Annotated in this window: 24 protein-coding genes; 15 read left to right on the top strand and 9 right to left on the bottom strand. The window is 48.8% G+C overall.

The annotated features are described in order from the left end of the window. Window positions 1-41: 41 nt before the first annotated feature. The 5 genes from ACUUHJ_RS02510 (at window position 42) to ACUUHJ_RS02530 (ending at window position 4,287) form a co-directional block, all read left to right on the top strand. A complete protein-coding gene (locus ACUUHJ_RS02510; RefSeq protein WP_472298190.1) occupies window positions 42-1,115 on the top strand; it encodes a PAS domain-containing sensor histidine kinase in 1,074 nt (357 codons plus the stop codon). After that, entirely contained in the window at window positions 1,087-1,743 is a 657-nt protein-coding gene (locus ACUUHJ_RS02515) for a response regulator transcription factor (protein WP_289675855.1), read from the top strand. The genes ACUUHJ_RS02510 and ACUUHJ_RS02515 overlap by 29 nt, the downstream gene beginning before the upstream one ends. A 196-nt stretch (window positions 1,744-1,939) precedes the next feature. Next, window positions 1,940-2,107: a cytochrome c oxidase subunit 2A gene (locus ACUUHJ_RS02520; RefSeq protein ID WP_087345710.1), complete on the top strand. Its 168-nt coding sequence runs from the start codon at window positions 1,940-1,942 to the stop codon at window positions 2,105-2,107. Between the two features lie 23 nt (window positions 2,108-2,130). Then, window positions 2,131-2,598: a cytochrome c oxidase subunit II gene (locus tag ACUUHJ_RS02525; RefSeq protein ID WP_012684151.1), complete on the top strand. Its 468-nt coding sequence runs from the start codon at window positions 2,131-2,133 to the stop codon at window positions 2,596-2,598. A 15-nt stretch (window positions 2,599-2,613) separates the two neighbouring features. Next, a complete protein-coding gene (locus ACUUHJ_RS02530) occupies window positions 2,614-4,287 on the top strand; it encodes a b(o/a)3-type cytochrome-c oxidase subunit 1 (protein ID WP_012684152.1) in 1,674 nt (557 codons plus the stop codon). Window positions 4,288-4,344: 57 nt separating this feature from the next. Here ACUUHJ_RS02530 and ACUUHJ_RS02535 read toward each other — a convergent pair whose 3' ends face one another. Continuing rightward, complete coding sequence (locus ACUUHJ_RS02535; protein WP_289675859.1) at window positions 4,345-5,100, bottom strand: SDR family NAD(P)-dependent oxidoreductase; 756 nt, start codon at window positions 5,098-5,100, stop codon at window positions 4,345-4,347. A gap of 127 nt (window positions 5,101-5,227) precedes the next feature. Between ACUUHJ_RS02535 and ACUUHJ_RS02540 the strand changes: the two genes are divergently transcribed. Then, entirely contained in the window at window positions 5,228-5,860 is a 633-nt protein-coding gene (locus tag ACUUHJ_RS02540; protein ID WP_016738817.1) for a nitroreductase family protein, read from the top strand. Window positions 5,861-5,967: 107 nt separating this feature from the next. Here the strand turns inward: ACUUHJ_RS02540 and ACUUHJ_RS02545 are convergent, their stop codons facing one another. The 3 genes from ACUUHJ_RS02545 to ACUUHJ_RS02555 are packed head-to-tail and all read right to left on the bottom strand — an operon-like array spanning window position 5,968 to window position 9,458. Continuing rightward, window positions 5,968-7,362: a sensor histidine kinase gene (locus ACUUHJ_RS02545; RefSeq protein ID WP_289675861.1), complete on the bottom strand. Its 1,395-nt coding sequence runs from the start codon at window positions 7,360-7,362 to the stop codon at window positions 5,968-5,970. Continuing rightward, window positions 7,349-8,056 (bottom strand): response regulator transcription factor, encoded by a 708-nt coding sequence (locus ACUUHJ_RS02550; protein WP_142498532.1) that lies wholly within the window; start codon window positions 8,054-8,056, stop codon window positions 7,349-7,351. Before ACUUHJ_RS02550 ends, ACUUHJ_RS02545 begins: the two co-directional genes overlap by 14 nt. A gap of 37 nt (window positions 8,057-8,093) precedes the next feature. After that, window positions 8,094-9,458, bottom strand: coding sequence for a VCBS repeat-containing protein (locus tag ACUUHJ_RS02555; protein WP_472298191.1), 1,365 nt, complete (start codon window positions 9,456-9,458; stop codon window positions 8,094-8,096). A gap of 254 nt (window positions 9,459-9,712) precedes the next feature. Here ACUUHJ_RS02555 and ACUUHJ_RS02560 point away from each other — a divergent pair, with 254 nt between their 5' ends. The 3 genes from ACUUHJ_RS02560 to rpmG all read left to right on the top strand — a co-directional run bounded on the left by ACUUHJ_RS02560 (window position 9,713) and on the right by rpmG (window position 12,224). After that, the gene (locus tag ACUUHJ_RS02560) at window positions 9,713-10,669 is read left to right on the top strand and encodes a hypothetical protein (protein ID WP_289675865.1); all 957 of its coding nucleotides are present in this window, start codon (window positions 9,713-9,715) and stop codon (window positions 10,667-10,669) included. Window positions 10,670-10,835: 166 nt separating this feature from the next. Next, window positions 10,836-12,050, top strand: a complete 1,215-nt coding sequence (locus ACUUHJ_RS02565; protein ID WP_472298192.1) for a GTP-binding protein — start codon at window positions 10,836-10,838, stop codon at window positions 12,048-12,050. A gap of 24 nt (window positions 12,051-12,074) precedes the next feature. Next, the gene (gene rpmG / locus ACUUHJ_RS02570; protein WP_012684162.1) at window positions 12,075-12,224 is read left to right on the top strand and encodes a 50S ribosomal protein L33; all 150 of its coding nucleotides are present in this window, start codon (window positions 12,075-12,077) and stop codon (window positions 12,222-12,224) included. 1 nt (window position 12,225) lies between these two features. Here the strand turns inward: rpmG and ACUUHJ_RS02575 are convergent, their stop codons facing one another. Both ACUUHJ_RS02575 and ACUUHJ_RS02580 read right to left on the bottom strand, forming a co-directional pair. Further along, window positions 12,226-13,383 carry a glycerate kinase gene (locus ACUUHJ_RS02575; RefSeq protein WP_472298193.1) on the bottom strand — a complete coding sequence of 386 codons (1,158 nt, stop codon included), beginning with the start codon at window positions 13,381-13,383 and terminating at the stop codon, window positions 12,226-12,228. A 90-nt stretch (window positions 13,384-13,473) separates the two neighbouring features. Continuing rightward, window positions 13,474-14,637 carry a cation:proton antiporter gene (locus ACUUHJ_RS02580; RefSeq protein WP_472298194.1) on the bottom strand — a complete coding sequence of 388 codons (1,164 nt, stop codon included), beginning with the start codon at window positions 14,635-14,637 and terminating at the stop codon, window positions 13,474-13,476. Between the two features lie 230 nt (window positions 14,638-14,867). Here ACUUHJ_RS02580 and ACUUHJ_RS02585 point away from each other — a divergent pair, with 230 nt between their 5' ends. Beyond that, window positions 14,868-15,212 carry a cupin domain-containing protein gene (locus tag ACUUHJ_RS02585; protein ID WP_289675872.1) on the top strand — a complete coding sequence of 115 codons (345 nt, stop codon included), beginning with the start codon at window positions 14,868-14,870 and terminating at the stop codon, window positions 15,210-15,212. A gap of 50 nt (window positions 15,213-15,262) precedes the next feature. On the opposite strand, the gene ACUUHJ_RS02590 is transcribed toward ACUUHJ_RS02585, so the two are convergent. The 3 genes from ACUUHJ_RS02590 to ACUUHJ_RS02600 form a co-directional block, all read right to left on the bottom strand. Beyond that, window positions 15,263-15,397, bottom strand: a complete 135-nt coding sequence (locus tag ACUUHJ_RS02590) for a hypothetical protein (RefSeq protein ID WP_012684166.1) — start codon at window positions 15,395-15,397, stop codon at window positions 15,263-15,265. Between the two features lie 28 nt (window positions 15,398-15,425). Further along, window positions 15,426-15,716, bottom strand: a complete 291-nt coding sequence (locus tag ACUUHJ_RS02595; protein WP_289675874.1) for a hypothetical protein — start codon at window positions 15,714-15,716, stop codon at window positions 15,426-15,428. A gap of 98 nt (window positions 15,717-15,814) precedes the next feature. Next, window positions 15,815-16,228 carry an Lrp/AsnC family transcriptional regulator gene (locus ACUUHJ_RS02600; protein WP_289675876.1) on the bottom strand — a complete coding sequence of 138 codons (414 nt, stop codon included), beginning with the start codon at window positions 16,226-16,228 and terminating at the stop codon, window positions 15,815-15,817. A gap of 118 nt (window positions 16,229-16,346) precedes the next feature. On the opposite strand from ACUUHJ_RS02600, the gene ACUUHJ_RS02605 reads away from it, so the two are divergent. The 5 genes from ACUUHJ_RS02605 to ACUUHJ_RS02625 all read left to right on the top strand — a co-directional run bounded on the left by ACUUHJ_RS02605 (window position 16,347) and on the right by ACUUHJ_RS02625 (window position 20,572). Further along, complete coding sequence (locus ACUUHJ_RS02605; protein ID WP_472298195.1) at window positions 16,347-17,105, top strand: MBL fold metallo-hydrolase; 759 nt, start codon at window positions 16,347-16,349, stop codon at window positions 17,103-17,105. A 151-nt stretch (window positions 17,106-17,256) separates the two neighbouring features. Further along, window positions 17,257-17,850 carry a winged helix-turn-helix domain-containing protein gene (locus ACUUHJ_RS02610; protein ID WP_289675880.1) on the top strand — a complete coding sequence of 198 codons (594 nt, stop codon included), beginning with the start codon at window positions 17,257-17,259 and terminating at the stop codon, window positions 17,848-17,850. Then, window positions 17,847-18,104, top strand: coding sequence for a hypothetical protein (locus ACUUHJ_RS02615; protein WP_472298196.1), 258 nt, complete (start codon window positions 17,847-17,849; stop codon window positions 18,102-18,104). The genes ACUUHJ_RS02610 and ACUUHJ_RS02615 overlap by 4 nt, the downstream gene beginning before the upstream one ends. A 35-nt stretch (window positions 18,105-18,139) precedes the next feature. Continuing rightward, complete coding sequence (gene clpP, locus ACUUHJ_RS02620; protein WP_142498520.1) at window positions 18,140-18,721, top strand: ATP-dependent Clp endopeptidase proteolytic subunit ClpP; 582 nt, start codon at window positions 18,140-18,142, stop codon at window positions 18,719-18,721. A 165-nt stretch (window positions 18,722-18,886) separates the two neighbouring features. Further along, window positions 18,887-20,572, top strand: a complete 1,686-nt coding sequence (locus tag ACUUHJ_RS02625; RefSeq protein ID WP_289675883.1) for a methyl-accepting chemotaxis protein — start codon at window positions 18,887-18,889, stop codon at window positions 20,570-20,572. The last annotated feature ends 149 nt before the right edge of the window (window positions 20,573-20,721 follow it).

Raw genomic sequence — 20,721 nt, forward strand, 5'->3', positions numbered from 1 at the left:
TTTACAATAACGTTAGGATGATTGTCTCAAAAGGAGGAGCAATGGGTACGTCGAGTGAAGTGCTTTCCCTGATGCAGTCCATCTTTGCCAACGTCAGCGATGCGATCCTGGTGATTGATCAGAAGGGACGAATCGTAAAAGCCAATGCTGCGTTGGAGCAGATGACGGGCTGGACAGAAGAAGAGCTGATTCGAGATAAACATATTTGCGAGCTGTGTCTCGGAATGGCAACGTGTATGGAAGAAACGAGCTGCGCGGATTGCTTTTTTAAGCGCGTGCAAATGCCTTCATTCGAAATGAGGCTCCGAACGAAATCGGGTGTGGATTACCCTGTCGCTGCCAGCTCAGCGAGACTAGAGGATGAATCGCAGGGGAAGCTGGTCATGATTTTGCGTGATATGTCTGCGCAACAGCGAGTAGAAAAAGAGCGCTACCAGTACAAGCTGACGAATTTTGCGATCCAAGCACAAGAAGAAGAGCGAAAGCGCATCGCCCGGGAGCTGCATGATGGCGTAGGGCAGGCGCTTTATAGTATTTTAGTGGGACTAAACGTAGTCAGACAACGAGAATTGAGCGAGCCTGTTATGCAGCATGTCGCGGAATTGGTGAATATGACTTCCAAGGCGATGGAGGAAGTGAAGCGTATGGCACTGGAGCTGCGTCCATCTGCACTGGATGATCTCGGTTTACTGCCTGCCTTACGTTCGTTGATGAAACGGGTGGAAAAGACGTTTCACATTCAGGTGGAGCTACATGTTCAGGGGGAAAAACGCAGATACTCCGCAGCGATGGAAACAGCACTGTACCGCATTGTACAGGAAGCCATGACTAATACAGCAAAATATGCAAAGGCGAGCCATCTAGGAATCATGTTCGAGAATAGGGAGAAGGAAATTGTCGTCACGATTGTGGATGACGGCGTAGGATTTGAAGTAGAGAAAACATTGAAAATCGGCAAAGGTCTCGGTGTGTTTGGCATGAAGGAGCGTGCCCAGCTGCTTGGTGGTACCGTTGATATTCGCTCTGCACCCGAGGAAGGAACGACGGTGATCGTCCGAATTCCGGTGCCGAAGGAGGGGGTAGAGGATGAGTATTCGTGTCTTGATCGCCGATGATCATGCGATTGTACGCTCTGGGCTGGGGATGCTGATCAACGCCCAGGAGGACATGGAAGTCGTCGGTTATGCGGCTGACGGAAAAGAGGCATGTGAAAAAGCATGGGAAATCCGGCCCAACGTCGTCCTGATGGATTTGAGCATGCCGCCTGGGGAAAACGGCTTGACGGCAACGGCCAGACTGAAGGAAACGGCACCAGACATTCAGGTGCTCGTGCTTACGATGCATGATGACGAGGAATACTTGTTTCGGGTACTGCAAGCCGGTGCTGCTGGCTATATTTTAAAAAGCGCCCCTGACCTCGATTTGATCACGGCGATCCGCTCGGTCAATCAGGGCATGGCGTATTTGTATCCATCTGCGACGAAATCTCTGATCGAGGAATTTCTGCAAATGGTCAAGAACGGTGAAGAGCAGGCCAAGTACGACATCCTGACTGATCGGGAAAAAGAAGTGCTGGTCTTGATCGCAAAGGGTTTTAGCAACAAGGAAATTGCCGAACAGCTCACTGTTTCCGTCAAGACGGTAGAATCGCATAAAGCGCATATTATGGAAAAGCTCCACCTGCGTACGAGGCCTGATTTGGTGCGGTATGCAATTAAGAAGGGCTGGCTGGATTTTGAGTAAGGACGATCCCAATACGGGGTCGTCTTTTTTGTGTCGAACCTGTGACCAAAAATGGTCATAAAAAGGTCGAAATCAGGGGTTTCCCGGAACATTTTAGGGGATTTCCCCGAATTACTTCCAAGGGGTTCCAGCGGTAGAATGAAGGCGTGAAAACTACACCGCGCCCGTGAGGCACGTAGGAAAGGAGAAGAGCGCGATGGAGACGCAAGTTGACAAGGCGGAGAAAGGCAAGAAATCAAAGTCCAGCAAGCTGCAAACGGACCAGGAAGACTTGAAGGGAACTTTTGTCGCGGTTCTGATCGTCGGAGGTATCATTCTAGTCGGTTGGTTGGGTGTATTTGGGCTTTTCCTAGATAGGGCGTAATAAGGAAGTAAAGGAGGGTACTTATGCATTTGCATCGATATGAAAAAATCTGGTTGATGCTTGGCGCAGGCGGTTTGGCCTTATTTATTGTATTGTTGTGCGTCAATGCGTTTGCCATGGGGATGGCTCCGCCAAGTAATATGGAAATGATTGATCCGGAGAAGGTTACGGAGACGCCTCCTTTTGATAAACCAGGCTTGAAACAGGTAGGAGACAACGAATATGACGCTTACATGACAGCATTTGCTTTCGGCTTCTCTCCGACCAAGATGGAAATACCAGTTGGTGCGACGGTGAATTTCCACGTCACGAGTCCAGACGTTATTCACGGATTCCAAATTCCAGAGACCAACATTAACTTCATGGTTCTGCCTGGACACATCAGCTCGGCGACACACACGTTTGACAAGCCAGGTGAGTATTTGATCCTTTGTAACGAATACTGTGGCGCAGGTCATCAGGTAATGGCGACCACAATTATTGTGAAATAAAGGTAGGTGAATCCTATGGTAATCGCACGAAAGGTCGAAGATACACTCCCCCATGTCCCGGTTCAGCGTTCTGCGGCAAGGCTTAGTTTGGCCTATGTGTGGGTAGCTTATATTGCATTCGGTTTGGCAGCTGTGGCTGGGATGGTACAGGGCATGGTTCGCGGTGGAATCATGGAACTACCGAGCTGGACAAATTACTATCAAATTTTGACCGCCCATGGCGTGTTGATGGCACTTATTTTTACCACGTACTTCATCGTCGGATTTATTTTCTCAGGAGTTGCCCGCACGACAGGTGGCTCCTTGCACGGAGCCGCCCTGAAATTTGGATGGGCCGGCTGGATTCTCATGACGCTTGGGACGTTGATGGCCGTTGTTACCATTCTGTTGAATGAAGCTTCTGTCCTTTATACGTTCTACGCACCACTGAAAGCATCTCCGTACTTTTACATTGGTTCTGCCTTGCTCGTAGTAGGCAGCTGGCTAGCGGGATTCGGGGTTTTTGCCAGCTATCGCAAATGGAAACGCGAAAATAAAGGGAAAACGTCTCCGCTGTTCCTCTACATGGGAGTCACTACTTACATTCTGTGGATTACTGCGACGATTCCTGTAGCGGTGGAGGTTCTGTTCCAACTCATCCCGTGGTCACTCGGGTTGGTTCCGACGATTAATATCATGCTCAGCCGTACGCTGTTCTGGTTTTTCGGTCATCCACTCGTTTATTTCTGGCTATTACCTGCTTATATGGCTTGGTATGTATGTTTACCAAGAATCATTGGCGGTCACATCTTCAGTGATTCACTCAGTCGACTTGCTTTTATCTGCCTGTTGTTGTTCTCCATTCCTGTCGGGTTCCACCACCAATTGATGGAGCCGGGAATCTCACCGGCATGGAAAATGATCCACGTAACACTGACGCTGATTGTTGTAATCCCGTCTTTGATGACAGCATTTTCAATGTTTGCCATTTTTGAAACAACTGGACGTAAAAAAGGCGGAGTTGGACTTTTCGGTTGGTTCAAAAAACTGCCTTGGACAGACGTACGTTTCTTTGCTCCATTTGTAGGGATGCTGTTCTTTATTCCTGGCGGAGCTGGGGGAATTATTAACGCAAGTAACCAGATTAACGCGGTCGTGCACAATACGATTTGGGTTACCGGTCACTTCCACATCACGGTAGGGGCAGCTGTTGCGCTCACCTTCTTCGGTGTCACCTTTTGGCTAATTCCAGCATTGACCGGACGACAGTTGACCAAGACTGCGAATCGGATGGGAATGGTGCAAACGGTATTCTGGGCAGTAGGAATGTTTTTGATGTCGCTCGCTATGCACACGATGGGCTTGCAAGGGGCGCCACGCCGCACGGACTACACAACGTATATGGATCACCCGTTAGCTCTGGGCTGGATGGATTACCAGCGCCTGATGGCTTTTGGTGGAGGACTGTTGTTCGTATCTGCGATTCTCTTGATCCTGATCTTGCTGTATCTGACTTTCTACGCACCAAAAGGGAATACAGAATATCCGATTGCCGAGACAGAGACAACGCAAGAAGTTCCAAAAATTTTGGAGCGCTGGCCAGTTTGGATCGGATTGGTCGCCTTCCTGATTATTCTCGCGTACGGTTATCCGATTTTGCAACAAATTCAGCACCAAGCACCAGGCTCGCCGCCTTTTGTGACTTGGTAAGACGATACGTACGAAAAAGCCGCTCATTCCATTTGGAAGCGAGCGGCTCTCCTATTTTTATGGTTCGTATATCATCTTGCGGGTCATTCCGCCATCTATAATCAGCTCCGTACCCGTAATGAAATCGTTGTCCTTTTGTGTCAAAAATAGACATGCACGGGCAATATCGTCGGGTGTGCCTACGCGACCTGCCGGATGCTGGGCATGATCACCGGGACGAAGAGCGGCATAATCGCGGTGCTCAATCCAGCCGGGAGAGATCGCGTTGACACGAATCCCATCGGGGCTGAGTGAGACACCAAGCGCATGTGTTAAGGATAAAATGCCTCCTTTGGAAGCCGCGTATGCCTCCGAGTGTGGCTCGGACATGTGCGCCCGCGTCGAACAAAGATTAAGGATAGCGCCTCCACCATGGCGACGCATGATTTTGGCTGCTTCTCTCGATGCGAGAAAAACACTGCGCAAATTCGTGTTCAAGATATGGTCCCATGCTTCAACGGTCAGTTCATAGGGAGATTCCCATACAGACAAGCCCGCGTTGTTGATCAAGACATCGAGTCGCCCCCAGCGTTCATCGACGGTTCTCATCAATTGTTCGATCTGCGCTGGTACGCTGACGTCGATGTGCTCGAAGTGTGCAGTACCTTTCACTGCTTCTGTCGAGTTGATTAGCGATGCCGTTTCCTCTCCCGCAGCACGATTGTACTCGGCGATGACGACATGTGCTCCTTCGGCAGCATACATAGTGGCGACAGCCCGTCCGATGCCTTGGCCACCGCCAGTGACGATGACAATGTTATCCGTGTATTTCATCGAGAGTGCCTCCAAACAATAGAGTATGAAGCAAAATGTAAAAAGTAATTGCAAAATGTTTGTAACGATAATAAAGTAAGTAATATCTTTGTAACAGCGTACTATACAGTATGGAGGAGATTCAATCATGAATACAGAACTGAAAATTACCGCTGAACAGGTAATGGAAGCCCGTCACAGCGTACGTAAATACGATCCGAATGGAAAAATTCCACAAGGCGAGCTGAACGAAATTCTGCGTCTTGCAGCAAGTGCGCCATCGTCCTGGAATTTGCAGCATTGGCGTTTCCTCGTCGTAACTGATCCTGCGATCAAAGAAAAACTGCTCCCAATCGCATACAATCAGCAGCAGGTAGTGGATGCTTACGCTACGATCATCATTCTCGGCGATTTGGAGGCTTACAAGTCTGCTCGCCCTGTTTATGACGAAGCATTGGCAAAAGGTTACGTTACAGAGCAAGTACGGGAGACCATGATCGCGCAAATCGAAGGGGCGTACAATAACAACCCGGAAATCGCACGTGATGAAGCAATCCGTAATTCATCCTATGCAGCGATGCAGCTCATGCTGGCGGCAAAAGCAAAAGGATACGACACGTGCCCAATGGGTGGCTACAACCGTGATGCGCTCATTAAAGAGCTGAACATCCCATCCCGCTATTTGCCAACACTCATGCTGACTTTGGGGAAAGCAAGCGTGCAAGCTTATTCGACTTCCCGTTTCGGCTTGGATCAATTGGTTATTCAAAATAGCTTCTAATATCGTGTTCCAACAGCAAAAAACTCATCTACGCCACATGTATCAATGCGGCAAGGGTGAGTTTTTTTGTCATATCTTCTCCAGGAGAGCAATTTGCTCTTCCTGCCTTATTGATTCGCTAGCAACGGTAAATCCACCATAATCGATGTTCCTTGACCAAGGGCACTGCTGACCGAAAACCGCCCGGCATGGAGCTGAATAATCTCTTTGCAGATTGCCAATCCCAGACCACTGCCGGAGAGTTTGGAGCGTCCTTTGAAAAACTTTTCTGTGACATGCGGCAGGTCTTCCGGGTTAATGCCTTCGCCAGTATCCGTGACTGTGATAAGAAGCCTATCGGCTGACAAGGAAGCTGCGATAACGATCGAGCCATTTTGTGGCGTGAATTTTAACGCGTTATCCAATAGATTCACAAATACTTGCTTCAGCCGATTCGGGTCTCCCATAACAATAAGTGGGGTAGGGGGAGTCTCCAGCTTTAATTCGATTTGTTTTGCATGGGCACGTACTGAAAATTGAAGATGCAAATCCTGGAGAAGCTCCCGGACATCCATGGGTACACGAGACAATTTCATCTCACCGGATTGAAACTTCGAGAAATCGAGCAATTCCTCGACGAGCCCGATCAAACGATCTGTCTCCTTGGAGATGACCTCCAGACCGAGCATCGTCTCCTCAGGTTCTTCCAAGCCACCCGAAATGAGTGTTTCGCCCCACCCTTTAATCGACGTAAGTGGGGTACGCAGCTCATGGGAGACAGAGGAGATGAAGTCATTTTTCAGCTTTTCGTTTTTCCCGATCTCCGTTGCCATGTAATTGAAAGTATCAGCGAGAGTTCCTACCTCATCATCGAATCGTTTTGGAGCGCGGACAGAAAAATTTCCTTCTGCCATTTGTTTAGCCGCGTTGGTTAAATCTTCGATAGGGTCAACGATGCGTTTTGCCATGAGCAGGCTGAGTGCAAAAGCCAGGATGACTACTCCTGTCCCAACGCCAGCGCCGTACAAGGCAATGCGATTTACTGCTTGGTAGAGCGGTTCAGCAGAGATCGTGTACCGCAGAACACCTACGAATTCTCCGCTGTACGTAAGCGGGTTGGACACCGCGATGACACGCTCCCGCGACTGAGGACTTTTCCCGATGTAGAGACCACTTTGTCCCTTGAGGGCATCCATCACATCAGGGGTATTGATGATCTCGCTGGTCTGAAAGCCGTAGGAGTTGAGAATGACCTTTCCCCCTGGGTCCAAGACCTCGATTTTGGCGTATTCCTGATTCGAAACATTCTCCAAAATGTATCGTGCTTTGTCTTTTAACCGATAGCCAGTGGCGTACTTGTTAATAAAATTGGTAAAGGTCGTGCTGCGGGTCACTAATGCTTCGGTCGCAGTCCCGATGTAATACGTATGAACGGCCCAGTAAAACAGTCCCTCCAAAAGCAACACGATCAGAAGGAGGATCAGGCCGAAATGAAGAACCAGCCTACTCTTAATGCCTTTCATCTGGGACGTCCTTTCGCCACAGGTAGCCATACCCCCAGACTGTCTCCAGGAAAGCTGGATGTGCCGGATCGTCCTCGATTTTTTGCCGGATTCGGCGAATATTCACATCAACGATTTTTAAATCCCCGACAAAAAATTGACCCCAAACTGCTGTCAAAATCTCGTCCCGACTGATGGCTTTGTTCGCATTTTCTGCGAGTAATTTGATGATGGCAAATTCTTTTGGCGTGAGGTCAATTTCTTGTTCCGCCCGAATTAGCTTTCGTTCATCGAGCAATAGTCTGAAGGGGGCAATGTTAATTTCATTTTTGTCCTCGGCTTCAGGAATGGGTGTCAATCTGCGGTGCAACGCTTTGACACGGGCCAGCAGTTCCGCAGGGCTAAATGGCTTGGAGACGTAATCGTCTGCCCCGAATTCGAGACCCATGACTTTGTCCAGCTCCTGGCTTTTCGCCGTCAACATAATGATCCCGAGACGCGGATATTTTTTTCGTAGCTGCCCACATACTTCGAAGCCATCAATGCCGGGGAGCATGACGTCGAGAATCGCGATAACGATGTCCGTTTGTTGATCTGCGAGATCAAGTGCTTCTTCTCCGGTGCCAGCCTCGATCACCTCATAGCCCTCGCGCTTGAGATTGATGCGCACAAAATCCCGGATGGATTTCTCGTCTTCCAGTAATAGAACCTTCATTGGGCAAATCTCCTTGATAAGGATTTACTATTTCACTTTATTCCCGGTTCGTCATCGGTTTGTAGAGCTGACGAATCTCCTCCGCGGTAAGCTGCATGGATCGATATTCCGCGAGAGCTGCCTTTCCAAGGGTAGGGGTTGTTTGCGGTAAAATGGCGATCAAAACTTGTTTGCCCTCTTCCTTCAGCAAAATGTAGGGAACTTGCTTTTGCTTCAATCCGCTCTCAAATTTGATCCATTCGTTTTGTGGAATGCTTTGCAGCGTTAGTAATTCCGCCTTATTTTTCCCATTCGCACCGTAATATTGGAATCGGACTAGAAGTGGATTCGTATCATGGTTGATGGAGATGGTGTACTTTTCGCCCCATTGTGCCGGAATCTTGAGGTCAAAGCCCTGTGAGTAATTTTGATAATGATCCTCGATGTGTTTCAAGCCCGTTTTCCCGTCCCATTGGAAGTAGGAGGAGACCCAAGGGATTTCTGCCATGGCTAAATCCTCAGTCCCAGCGGGTTGTATCTTTGTGCCGATCTCGATGATGCCATCACCGTTGATATCTTCACTTTCCAAAGAATACGGCTTGAAGGTCAGGTCCATCTCTCCTTCTATTTTTGCCAAAGGGTTGAACAGTTGTCCATTGTCCCAGAGGAGTAGTTCAGTGGAAGCAGAGTGAGCACCTAATCCAGCATCAATAAATAGTCCGTTTCGGGTTGGTGATGCTTTTCCGATGATAGCCTGATAGTAGCCATTCACATATCCGTCAAGGGCTAACTCCGTCTTTTTCGCGATTTTGCCGTTCGCTGCCCCATACAGCTCGGCTTTGGATGTGAAGTTATTTTTATCGAGAACAACGAGAGCGAGATCCGCGTGATTATCTCCTGTCAAATCGCCTACGGTCATAATGGTATAGGGCTGCTTCATCAATTCCTGGGTCATATTATTCGCTAGCGAATAAACGGAGAGCTCCTTGTTCAAATCTTCGCCGCCGCCCATTCCAATCAGCATCTCCGGAATTTTGTCCCCTGTGAGATCTTGAAAGGAGACGTAATCCAATTCGCTGCCGACACCAGTAAAGGAGGAGAGCTTTTCCCAGTTTCCTTGCTTTTGGGTAAGCACAAGCACACCGATTTCATAATCGGTTTTTTCGGTTTTGTAAAAAGCGACGACCTCTGCAACCCCATCTCCGTTTAGATCCTGTAGGGAGACGGCACTGGCTTCTGCGGGATGAAGAGGAACAGATAATTGTGACCCAGCCGGCAAAAATTGCATGACGGCCTGATTGATCGATTTTTGATCGCCGTCTGCTGACGGGGCGCGCATCAATTCATTGGGTGTATCTGTGAGTCCGCAACCGCTAACAAGCGAGGCGCAGAGTGCTGTCGTTACGAGCCAAGCCTTTTTCATTTCAAATGTTCCTTTCTATTGCTGCATCCATTTGACTATATTGTAGCTTGCCCATCCCGCAAATTTGTTGCAAAACGGTAAAAAAACCCGTTTTTGAGCTTTTCATGAACGAACGCACATGCTCTAAGCTACCTTATACAGGAAAAAAGTGCGAGAGAACAGGGAACATTGTACTAGCAACAATTGACCTAGCCAATTCGTTTAAAAATGTAGGATAGGAGTTGGATGTTATCTATACGAAGGAGGAGAATAGGATGAAAGCATGGCATAAAACAATGGCGGCAGTTCTTTGCAGCGGCACGGTTCTCATGGCTTCGGGCGTTGGGGCTGACCCCGTTCAAGCGAGCGGCACCCAATCGCAAGCGTTCGCGCCGGTCGTCTTATTACAACCAGAGCAAAATATTCCGTTCACCATACAATTTGTCGATGGATTTGTGGCAAAAGTAACGAACACAAAAACAAAAGCGACGAGTACAGTAGATATATCGGACAATAAGGCTACGTACGTGAAGCAAGGGATTTATCATGCCAATGGAAAGCTGCAAAAGGCAACCAATGGATATACACAAAAGCTGGTGGAGCTGGTGCCCTTCCGGGATGCGAAAGGCAACCTGCGTTACATGGGCAAGCAAATCTTGCATGGGCTGAACACAGAGGATCGTTTGGCAGTGGCGACCAGTGTGTGGAACGTCGTCGACAAACAACCGCAGCTTTTACAGGTAACGGTTCAAAAGGCAGACTGGGACAATATGCCGTCGACAGATGTGACGATCAATAGCGGCTTCAGTATGAGCAGCGATAGTACATTTGTCCTTGACTCGAAGTATGCAGACGTGACGGGGGACAACATCAAGGATCACATTTTCCTTGTAGGCGATAAGATGGGCGTATCGATGAATCAGACGGCCCATAACCTGCGTGTCGTGGTTCGGGAAGGGAAGGATAATCAGCAGACGTTTATCTCTGTAGGAAAGCACGACAGTGGTATTCTTCCGAAGCTCGCCATCACAGATGGCAATGCCGATCAGGTGAAAGACATCCTCGTCACGATGCCGACTGCGACAGGTCATGTGTATAGTCAGCTTACGTGGAAAGAAAATCGCCCGCAGCCAGTCGTCGATCAGGGGAAATTAAATGATCGTCAGGCGTACCAGCCAGTCATTGGGGTTTATGGTGAAGCTGTTGGGATGAATAAGGCGAAAAAACAATAGGAGAGTAGGCGTAGACGAAATCAGTCAGAGTGAAATCTGGCTGATTTTTTTAGTTTCTTAAATCGTAACAATTACGTTTTATATTGACTCTGAATATTTCGATGCGTTATGATAACCATCAAATCGTAATAATTACGTTTTGAAAAACTAAAAAGGAGAACCTAGCATGAACATGATTGAAAAGAAAATCCCTGTCACAGTCCTGAGCGGGTACTTGGGAGCGGGCAAAACAACGATACTGAACCATGTCCTGAACAATCGGGATGGGCTACGAGTCGCCGTGATCGTTAACGACTTGAGCGAAGTAAATGTAGACGCTTCTCTTATTCTTTCGGGTAGTGGTCTTTCACGCGTGGATGAAAAGGTCGTGGAGCTGTCGAATGGCTGCATTTGCTGCACCCTGCGAGAGGATTTGCTGATGGAGGTAGAGCGTCTGGCTTTGGAAGGACGTTATGATTACATACTGATTGAATCGACGGGAGTAGGCGAGCCGGTTCCTGTCGCCCAGACTTTCACATACGTAGACGAAGAAAATGGCATCAATTTATCGTCCCTATGCCGCTTGGACACAATGGTGACTGTTGTGGATGCGTACCGCTTTTGGCATGACTTTTCGTCCGGCGAAAACCTTTTGGATAGAGGGCAGGCAGTTGGTGAAGAGGATATTCGTGAGGTAGCGGATCTGTTGATCGACCAGATTGAATTCTGTGATGTGTTGATTCTGAACAAATGTGATCGTGTTGCTCCAGATGATTTAATCCAGCTGGAAGCGATTTTGCGCAAGCTACAGCCAAATGCTCGCTTCATTCGTGCTGTTCGTGGACAGGTGGACCCGCAAGAAATTTTGAATACCCATCTGTTCGACTTCGAGACTGCCAGTCAATCAGCGGGATGGATTGCTGAACTCCAGAAGGAAGTGCATACACCTGAGACGGACGAGTACGGAATTTCCTCCTTCGTGTATCGCAGTCGCAGGCCGTTTCATCCAGCCCGTTTTGAAAAGTGGTTGGAGGATTGGCCAGAGGAGATCGTACGTGCCAAAGGCTTTTTCTGGTTGGCGACACGAAATGACGTGGCGATGACACTCAGTCAAGCGGGGCCATCCATCGAAATCGGAACGGCAGGCTATTGGACAGCGGCGTTATCGGCAGAAGAGCAACAAGCCATTCTGGTAGAGGAGCCGGATTGGCAGAAAACATGGCATCCCGTACATGGGGATCGAACCACAGAGCTCGTTTTTATCGGGATTGATCTGAACCAGGAGCAAATCGTGAAGCATCTCGATGCATGTCTCCTAACCGATGAGGAGTACGAGGCGGACTGGAGTAAGCTGCCCGATCCACTCCCCACAGCAGATGCTGTTATTGAGACGACATTGTAACCAAAAAAGAGGAGGCTGACATCCATGCGCGTGAACATTACCCTGCAATGCACCGAAACCGGAGATCGCAACTATATCACATCCAAAAACAAACGGAATCATCCCGAGCGATTGGAACTGAAAAAGTACTCCCCGCGACTAAAGCGCTATACCCTTCATAGGGAAACAAAGTAATTCAAAAGATACGGTTAACACAATGCTGGAGCGGGATAGTAGCAATCCGCATAACCTGCTCGGCTGTCTGCTCCAAAAGCGAGGCAGCTTCGAGCATCGATTGATCCAGCGTCATCGGTTTGTTGGTGATGCTGACAACGGCAGAAACGCCTTTTTCATAAAGGGTGTCGATGCCATTTCCAATGGAACCAGCGAGGACGATGACGGGAATGCCGTATCGTTGGGCGACTTGGGCAACTCCACATGGCGTCTTTCCTTGGGCAGTCTGGAAGTCGACTTGGCCCTCGCCTGTGATCACAAGATTGGCTTTGTCCATGGCTTCCGCGAGTCCGGTTGTCTCAATCACAATCTCAATACCGGAACGCAGCTGACCATTCAGAAAAGTGAGAAGGGCACCAGCGACACCACCCGCAGCACCAGTTCCAGGCAGATCGTGAATGGCGATGCCGCGGGTCGCTTCGATCAAGTCAGCGAAATGGCGTAAATGATCATCCAATTGCAGCACCATTTCGGGTGTAGCTCCTTTTTGCGGGCCGAAAACGTGAGAAGCGCCATTGGGTCCAACAAAAGGATTGGTGACATCACATGCGATGACAAAGTGACAGTCAGCCAGCCGTTTATCAACCTGACTGGTATCAATACGGCTCAGTCGTGATAATTCACCCCCTCCAAAAGAGAGTGGCTGATCGTTTTGATCGAGAAGCACATACCCGAGAGCTTGGAGCATACCAGCGCCTCCATCATTGGTAGCACTGCCACCTAGCCCCAGAATGAACTTGCGGCAGCCTTGATCCAGTCCAGCCGTAATCAACTGACCAAAGCCATAGGTCGTCGTGACAAACGGGTTGCGATCTGCGGCAGAAATCAAGTAAAGTCCAGATGCAGCAGCCATTTCGATCACACAGGTTACACCGTCACCCAAAATACCGAATTCAGCAGAAATGTCCTGTCCGAGCGGGTTTTTTACGGTGGCGGTCAGTATTCTGCCATCTGTGGCATCGACCAGGCATTGCATAGTACCTTCGCCGCCGTCAGCCATCGGTTTCACGATGAGTTCACTTTGCGGGAGTGCGCGTTGAATCCCTGAGCGAATAGCTTCGCCTACCTGTTTGGCAGTCAGGCTGCCTTTAAAGGAATCCGGAGCGATTACAATTTTCATGACGGTGTTCCTCCAGTCGGGAGAGGGTATTTTCCCCATAATAAAAAAAGACTGCCCCTCGCGTCTAGGCGAGAAACAGTCTCGGTTGTGTTAGGCGTTCTTTTTCAATGCCATTTCTTCTGGCTGTGCCGTTTTCGAGAAGAACCATTTCATCATTGGTGGAGTAACGATGGTGGTTAAGAGTACAACGACAATCAGGACGGCAAACATGTCTTGCGTGAGCAAATTGTTCTCCAAACCAATGGCGGCGATAATGAGTGCCACTTCTCCACGTGATACCATGGCAGCACCAATGGCCATCGAGTTTTTCCATGGGAAGCCTGTGATTTTTGCACCAAAGGCACCACCGATGAGCTTGGAGACAATCGCGATGACGCTCAAGAGCACAATCAATCCGAGATTTTCCAAGATGCCAGAGAACTGTGCCGTTACCCCGATTGAGGTGAAGAAGACTGGCACGAACACCGCGTAGCTGATGGTTTCGACCTTGTGCGTTACTTCTGTCTTGTAATTGGTTAAGCTGATGGCAACACCGGCGATGTAGGAACCGATGATGGCGGCAACCCCTGTATATTCAGCAAAATAAGCGAACAGGAAACAGATAATGAGTGCTGCGGAAATGACCGATTCTGTAACCTGCAACGGAGCAAATTTTTTCAAAACCCAAGGGACGACCTTCCAGGAAAGAGCGATGACGATGGCAAAAAAAGCGACCTTTTTCAAAATGACCATGCCGAGATTTACGTCGCCGCCAGCAAAGCTCATCAAGAAAGCGAGCGCGAGGATGACCAAAACGTCATCAATAACAGCAGCTCCCATGATCGTTGCGCCTTCTCGTGATTTTAGCTTGCCCAATTCCTTCAACGTTTGTACGGAAATACTCACACTGGTAGCAGAGAGCAGCAGGCCCAGGAAGATCGCTTCAATATTGGAGAGACCAATCGCAATCCCGGCACCATAACCGAGTGCAAGTGGCATGACAATTCCTGCGATACCTACGCTGGTTGAAGACTTGGCAGTGCGTTTGAACTCATCAATATCGGTCTCCAAGCCCGCGATAAACATGAGAAGGATAACCCCGATTTGACTAATTTCCTTGAGGATTTCTGTGTCTGTGACTAGCCCGAGAACGGTAGGACCTAGAACGATACCGATGAGCAGTTTCCCCAAAACGGATGGCTGTCCCAACCGCACGCTGATATCACCAGCGATTTTGGAGGCAATCAAAATGACAGCCAGCTGAAAAATAAGCATGTGGTTTCCCCCTTTTTACAAAATAAAAAAGAGCCCGTAATCACAGCTTTCTTTTTGTCGGCTAAAAAAAGACAAAAAGAACCCTATGATGACAGGCTCCTCCAGTTACGAATCAAATATTCACTTATCATACACAAATATTATAACAAAGCCAGCCGAAAAAGTAAACACTTGGTGACAAATGCTCCTCAGCGTGTGAAGATAGAGCAAAAACTGGAGGAGGAACAGACATGGCGAAAATCAGCAAAGAGAATGCAGAGCATTATCATTGGGGAGATCAATGTGATGGTTGGCATCTGGTCAAAGGTCAAGAGCTCAGCGTCATTCATGAGCGGATGCCAGGAAATACAGCAGAAGTGCGCCATTATCACGAGCGGTCGCGACAGTTTTTCTTCGTGCTGTCAGGACAGGCTATGCTCGAAGTGGATGGCGTTCGTCATGTGATCAACAGGCAGGAAGGGGTAGAAGTGCCTCCGGGAGTCAAACACCAGATGAAAAACGAGGGAGCAGAGGATGTGGAATTTCTTGTGATCTCGCAGCCGACAACAAGAGGAGACCGCATCCAGGCAAATTAAAGAAAGCCTGACCGTCAAAGGATGCGGTCAGGCTTTTGTATGTGTCATGCTTATTTGAAATTGGTAAAATCGGATACTTGCGCGAAGAAATCTGCCAATGCATGTATTCCTTCGAATGTTTGGTAAGCAAAAATAGGCAGACCCACAATAAACAACAAAGCTTCTCCGATGTATTTGGCGATCATATGATCAACCTCCTTTTGGATGTGTTCGTTACGCTACGCGATCCAAAACAAAGGAATCATATGTATCCATTTCGCTGTCTGTATGCTGCAAGCGCCTGAATAAGCGAAGGCGCTGCGGTTGCCTTGCCGCCATTGGATAAGTCTCAACCAACAACGTGTTAATGGGAGGTCGGTACATATCCGTGACGTTCTGAGGTAGAGCCCGGTTTTGCAGGCAACACTGCCTGAGACAAAAAGCAGAAGTGAAGCATCCTACAAAAATCGCGACCAAGGCGAAGAAATCTTCCAGCGAAAACAGCAATAACAGCATATCTTCCATGGCGATTCTCCTCCTTTCGTATTCATCATTCTACTCTTGTTCACAAAATCGTGCAATCTTAAAAATTAATGAGAGCGAATACATTGACAAACTACCAACTATTTCAATTTGTTAATCGATAGGTTGACACGGTAGTTCCCAAAAGGAAGCAGGGCATCTAAAAAATGATTGAGGGCTTCTTGATCTGGAACATGTACCACCATAGAATAGCAGCCTTCTCCGCTGATGCGATGCGCTTCGACGACCTCGCTGCGACCTTTGATGAAACGAGTGAAGAGAGAATGATCGGTAGTGGTCATGAACATAGTGACCAGAGCAGTGAGGAAAGGGGCGATTTTGGCTTCATCAATGAGCGTTGTATAGCCTTGAATAATCCCTTGCTCCTCCATTCGTCTAATGCGGTTGCCCACGGCTTGACCGCTTAGATGGACCTGTTCGCCGATGTCCTTCCACTGCAAGCGGCTGTTTTTGCGTAGCAAGGCAAGGATGGAAAGATCAATTTGGTCTAGCATGCGTAACTCCTTTCACGGCGAAAGTGGGAAGCCAGCAATCGTTTCGCGGCAACCGTTCACGGCCTTATACAATAAACGTACATCCATTATAGCGATAACGAGGAAAGGAAGAAATGACATGCAGATTCAGCTTGTACGACATGCTACCTTGCGTGTGGAATATGCAGGGCTAACATTTTTGGTCGATCCGATGTTTAGCTCCAAGGGCGAAATGCCAGCCGTACCAAATACGCCAAATCAGTGCCCGAATCCAGGAGTAGAATTGCCCATATCCGTGGAGGAGGTACTCGCTGGCGTGGATGCCGTCTTGGTGACGCATACCCATTTCGATCATCTCGATGAAACGGCCATCCGCCTTCTCCCGAAGCATTTGCCTGTATTTTGCCAGCCACCTGATCGAGACAAGCTGGTGCAGCATGGCTTCGAACAAGTCATTGCCATCGAAGTAGAGTATACGTGGCAAGGTGTTCACCTGCATCGGACAGGTGGCCAACACGGAACAGGGGAAATTGGGCAGCAGATGGGGCCAGTATCTGGCTTCGTTTTGCAACGAGCTGGTGAGCAGACGTTGTATGTGGCGGGGGATACGATTTGGTGTGAGGAAGTGGAGCAGGCCATCGTTGAATATCGGCCGGATGCAATCGTTGTTTTCGCAGGTGCGGCCCGGTTCTTGACGGGAGACCCGATCACGATGACGAAGGAGGATATCGTCCATGTCGCAAATGCCGTGCCTGACAGCCGAATTCTCGTTGCACACATGGAGACGTGGAACCATTGCTTGCTCAGCCGCCGGGAATTGAATGAATGTTTGCAGGAAAAACAGCTATCCGGACGCGTACATGTTCCGAAGGATGGCGAAACCATCTCCTTTCAATAACAAATCGAATTGTAATGAAAAACAAAAGCTCCGCAGGCTTTAGCGGGGCTTTTGACGTTGTCGAAAAAAAAGGCTTATCCATCATTTGACAAACAAAAACGAACGTAATAAACTATTTTTACGTAAATGATTAATGTCATGAGGTGTTGTTGTGGCGCACGAACAACTGGAAACATATGTAGTCGAGAAGCCGGAACAGGCGATGGCGCTATTGAACCCGCTCCGTGCCGAGATTTTAAGCCGTTTGGCAGAGCCTGCTTCGGCAGCAGAAGTCGCGCGGGGTATCAATGAAATCCCGCAGCGTGTCAATTATCACTTGAAGGCCTTGGAAAAGGTTGGATTGGTCAGACGGGTAGGGAGTCGACAGGTGCGCAATCTCGTCGAGGTGCTTTATTTGGCGATTGCGCGGACGTATGTGCTCTCGGAAGGACTGAACTGGGGCAATGATACCGTTCAGCAAATGAAGGATCAAGGTGCGCTGTCTCATCTGGTCCAGACAGCAGAACGAATCAAGCGGGATGCCATGCTCTTGCTGGAGCGGTCCGATCAAGAGGTGGAGGTTCCGAGCGCCTCACTGAATGCGAGTATTCAGCTTGCCAGTGCGGAACAGCGGAGTGCTTTTGTAGAGGAATACGTCCAACTGGTGAATCAGCTTGTGGCGAAGTATCAGCCAAAAGAAAAAGGACAAGAGACGTATCAGGTCGTTCTTGCGGTTTATCCAAAACAAGGAGGAGACGAGGCATGAAGGCACACGCTGTCGAGTCAAACAAGTCCAAACCCGTAATCGTTTGGGAAAATCGTATCCAGCCACAATCTGATCAGATCATTCCCATGCCGACCCGAAACGGAAATGGAGTTGCGGTCGAAAGAGAAGCAGCTGTTCAAACATGGGCAGTGGGTCCGGCGAGTAATCCGGCAGTGGTGACGCAGGTTTCATCTGGATTTAACAAAAAATCAGTGGCGGTTCCGCAAGCAACCAGCATGCGAATGGCAGCGTAAAAAGTTGAGCGTAAACAAGCGAAGGAGGGTTTTTCATGAATCTCATTCCGGTAGTAGTCGAGCAAACGAGTTATGGAGAGAGGTCCTATGACATTTACTCCCGGTTGTTGAAGGATCGTATCATTTTTCTCGGAAGTGCCATCGATGATCAGGTAGCCAATGCAGTCGTAGCTCAGTTGCTGTTCCTGGCAGCAGAAGACCCGAAAAAAGACATTCACTTATATATCAATTCGCCCGGAGGCTCTGTCACAGCAGGGATGGCGATTATCGATACGATGAGTTTCATTGCGCCCGATGTCTCCACGATCTGCACAGGAATGGCAGCGTCTATGGGCGCGATGCTTCTCGTAGCAGGAGCGCCCGGCAAAAGGTACGCGCTGCCCAATGCAGAAGTCATGCTCCACCAGCCATGGGGAGGCAGTCAAGGACAGGCGAGTGATATCAAGATCGCAGCAGACCGTATCATGCGACATCGCCACATGCTGTATACGATCATCTCGGAGCGTACGGGAAAAACAGTCGAGCAAATCGAAAAAGATGCAGACCGCGACTATTTCCTTACCGCCGCAGAGGCGCTTGAATACGGCTTGATTGATAAAGTGATCGAAAAATTATAGAGATGGGGATAGAGGATAAAGTGGCTGCGAAGCTCGGAGTCTAGTGTACTGAATGTTGGAACCGTCAGGATTTTTCCTGGCGGTCTTTTGTGTGCACATCAAAGTGTTTGAAGGAAGGAGGAGTCGGGTATGAACAAAAGTATCAGATGACGGGAGGCACATCTTGTGAAAATCAGAACAAAAATCATCCTGGCCTTTGGTGTCATATTGGCAGTCATGTTCGGCTCAGGTACGTACATGCACCTGCAAATGCTAGCAATGAAGGCATCCTACACTCAGATTATCGAAGAGGAAAAATTATTAACGGATCTGCGTGAAATGCAGTTTATCATGACAGGTCGAAATAATGACGAACGAGCCTACTTGTTAACAGGCGATGAAGAATTTCGGAAGGAATTGAAGGGAAAGGCAGCAAAGGTGGACAGCCTGTTTGCCAAAATGAATAGTTCTCTAGAGTCTTCTCACCATCGTGAAAAAATGGAGGAGGCAATGGGACTGTACAAGTCCTTTCTGGAGTCGAGTGATAAAGCGGTAGAGGCACAAGATAATGGACTACATGAAGAAGCCATTGCTCATCATTTCGGCAAGGAGCGGCAATCGAGAATAACACTGGATTCGGTTGTGAGTGGATTGGTCGAAGAGGTGCGTAATGAAATCGAAGTAGATAGACAGGAGCTGGCGGAGAACGAAGGGATTTCGGCCATGATCCAGTTGTTTTTTAATGCAGTGGGAATTCTCGTCGCGATTGTGGTCGGCGGTTTTCTAATTCGCTCGATTGTGGCACCGCTACACCGGGTGAACAAACAGCTACATGAGATCGCTGAAGGAAAAGGAGATTTGACGCAAGAGTTGACCGTCTTTTCCAAAGACGAGATTGGACAGTTGGCAGGCTCATTCAACCGGATGCTGGCCAATTTACGAGAGCTGATTTCTCAGGTTCGTGGACATGCCCAGCAGGTTGCAGCCGCAGCTGAACAACTGACAGCGAGCTCGAAGCAAACGAGCCAAGCTACAGAGCAGATCGCCATCACGATCCAGGAAATGACGGAAGGAACGGACAGACAATCCCAAAACGTAGAAGAGAGTCAGCAAGAAGTCGAAGAAATATCCGCAGGAATTGAAAAAATTGCGGCACGTGCCCAAAGCGTGTCTGCTGCGGCTGCCAGTACCTCAGAGCTGGCGACAGAGGGGGATCGAACCATTCAGCAGTCGGTTTCCCAGATGAACGGGATCGGAGAAACGATGGAGAATTTGACTGCACTGGTAGGTGGCTTGGGAAAACGCTCCGAGCAAATCGGTCAAATCGTCGAAGTCATTACGCAAATTTCAGGTCAGACGAATCTATTGGCATTGAATGCCGCCATTGAAGCGGCGAGGGCTGGCGAACATGGCAGAGGCTTTGCTGTCGTGGCGGATGAAGTACGAAAGCTGGCAGAGCAGGCATCTGCATCGGCACAAGAAATCTCCCAACTGGTAGCGTCGATCCAGATGGAGACGACCAACGCAGTCCTCACGATGGAAAAAGGCTCTCAAGAAGTAGCAGATGGGATGGGGGGCTTCGCAAGAGCAGGAGAAGCGTTCTCTCAAATTCGCGATGCAGTTGTAGGCGTGACGAATGAAATTCAAGAGGTATCGATTGCTGCACATACCCTTACGGAAAGTACAGGCAAGGTCGGACAATCGATGCAGATGATCGCGACTGTCGCGCAATCGGCAGTCTCTCACTCGGTGGAAGTCTCGTCAGCTACAGAAGAACAGCTTGCTTCGATGGAGGAAATCTACGCCTCGGCTGCATCACTTGCGAGCCTCGCGGATGATTTGGAAAAACTGATAGGCCATTTCAAGGTATAAAGCTTCGTCACAGGATACACCCCTGAGAATCGACAGAGATTCTAAGGGGTGTTTTTTTGTGTTTACGCCAATTTCCACAAAGCCAATCTTCGATACACGAGAAAAACCACGAGATTCACCGCTTAGCTTGGCTAAAGTGGTGGATGAAG

The organism is Brevibacillus schisleri, from assembly GCF_055685845.1.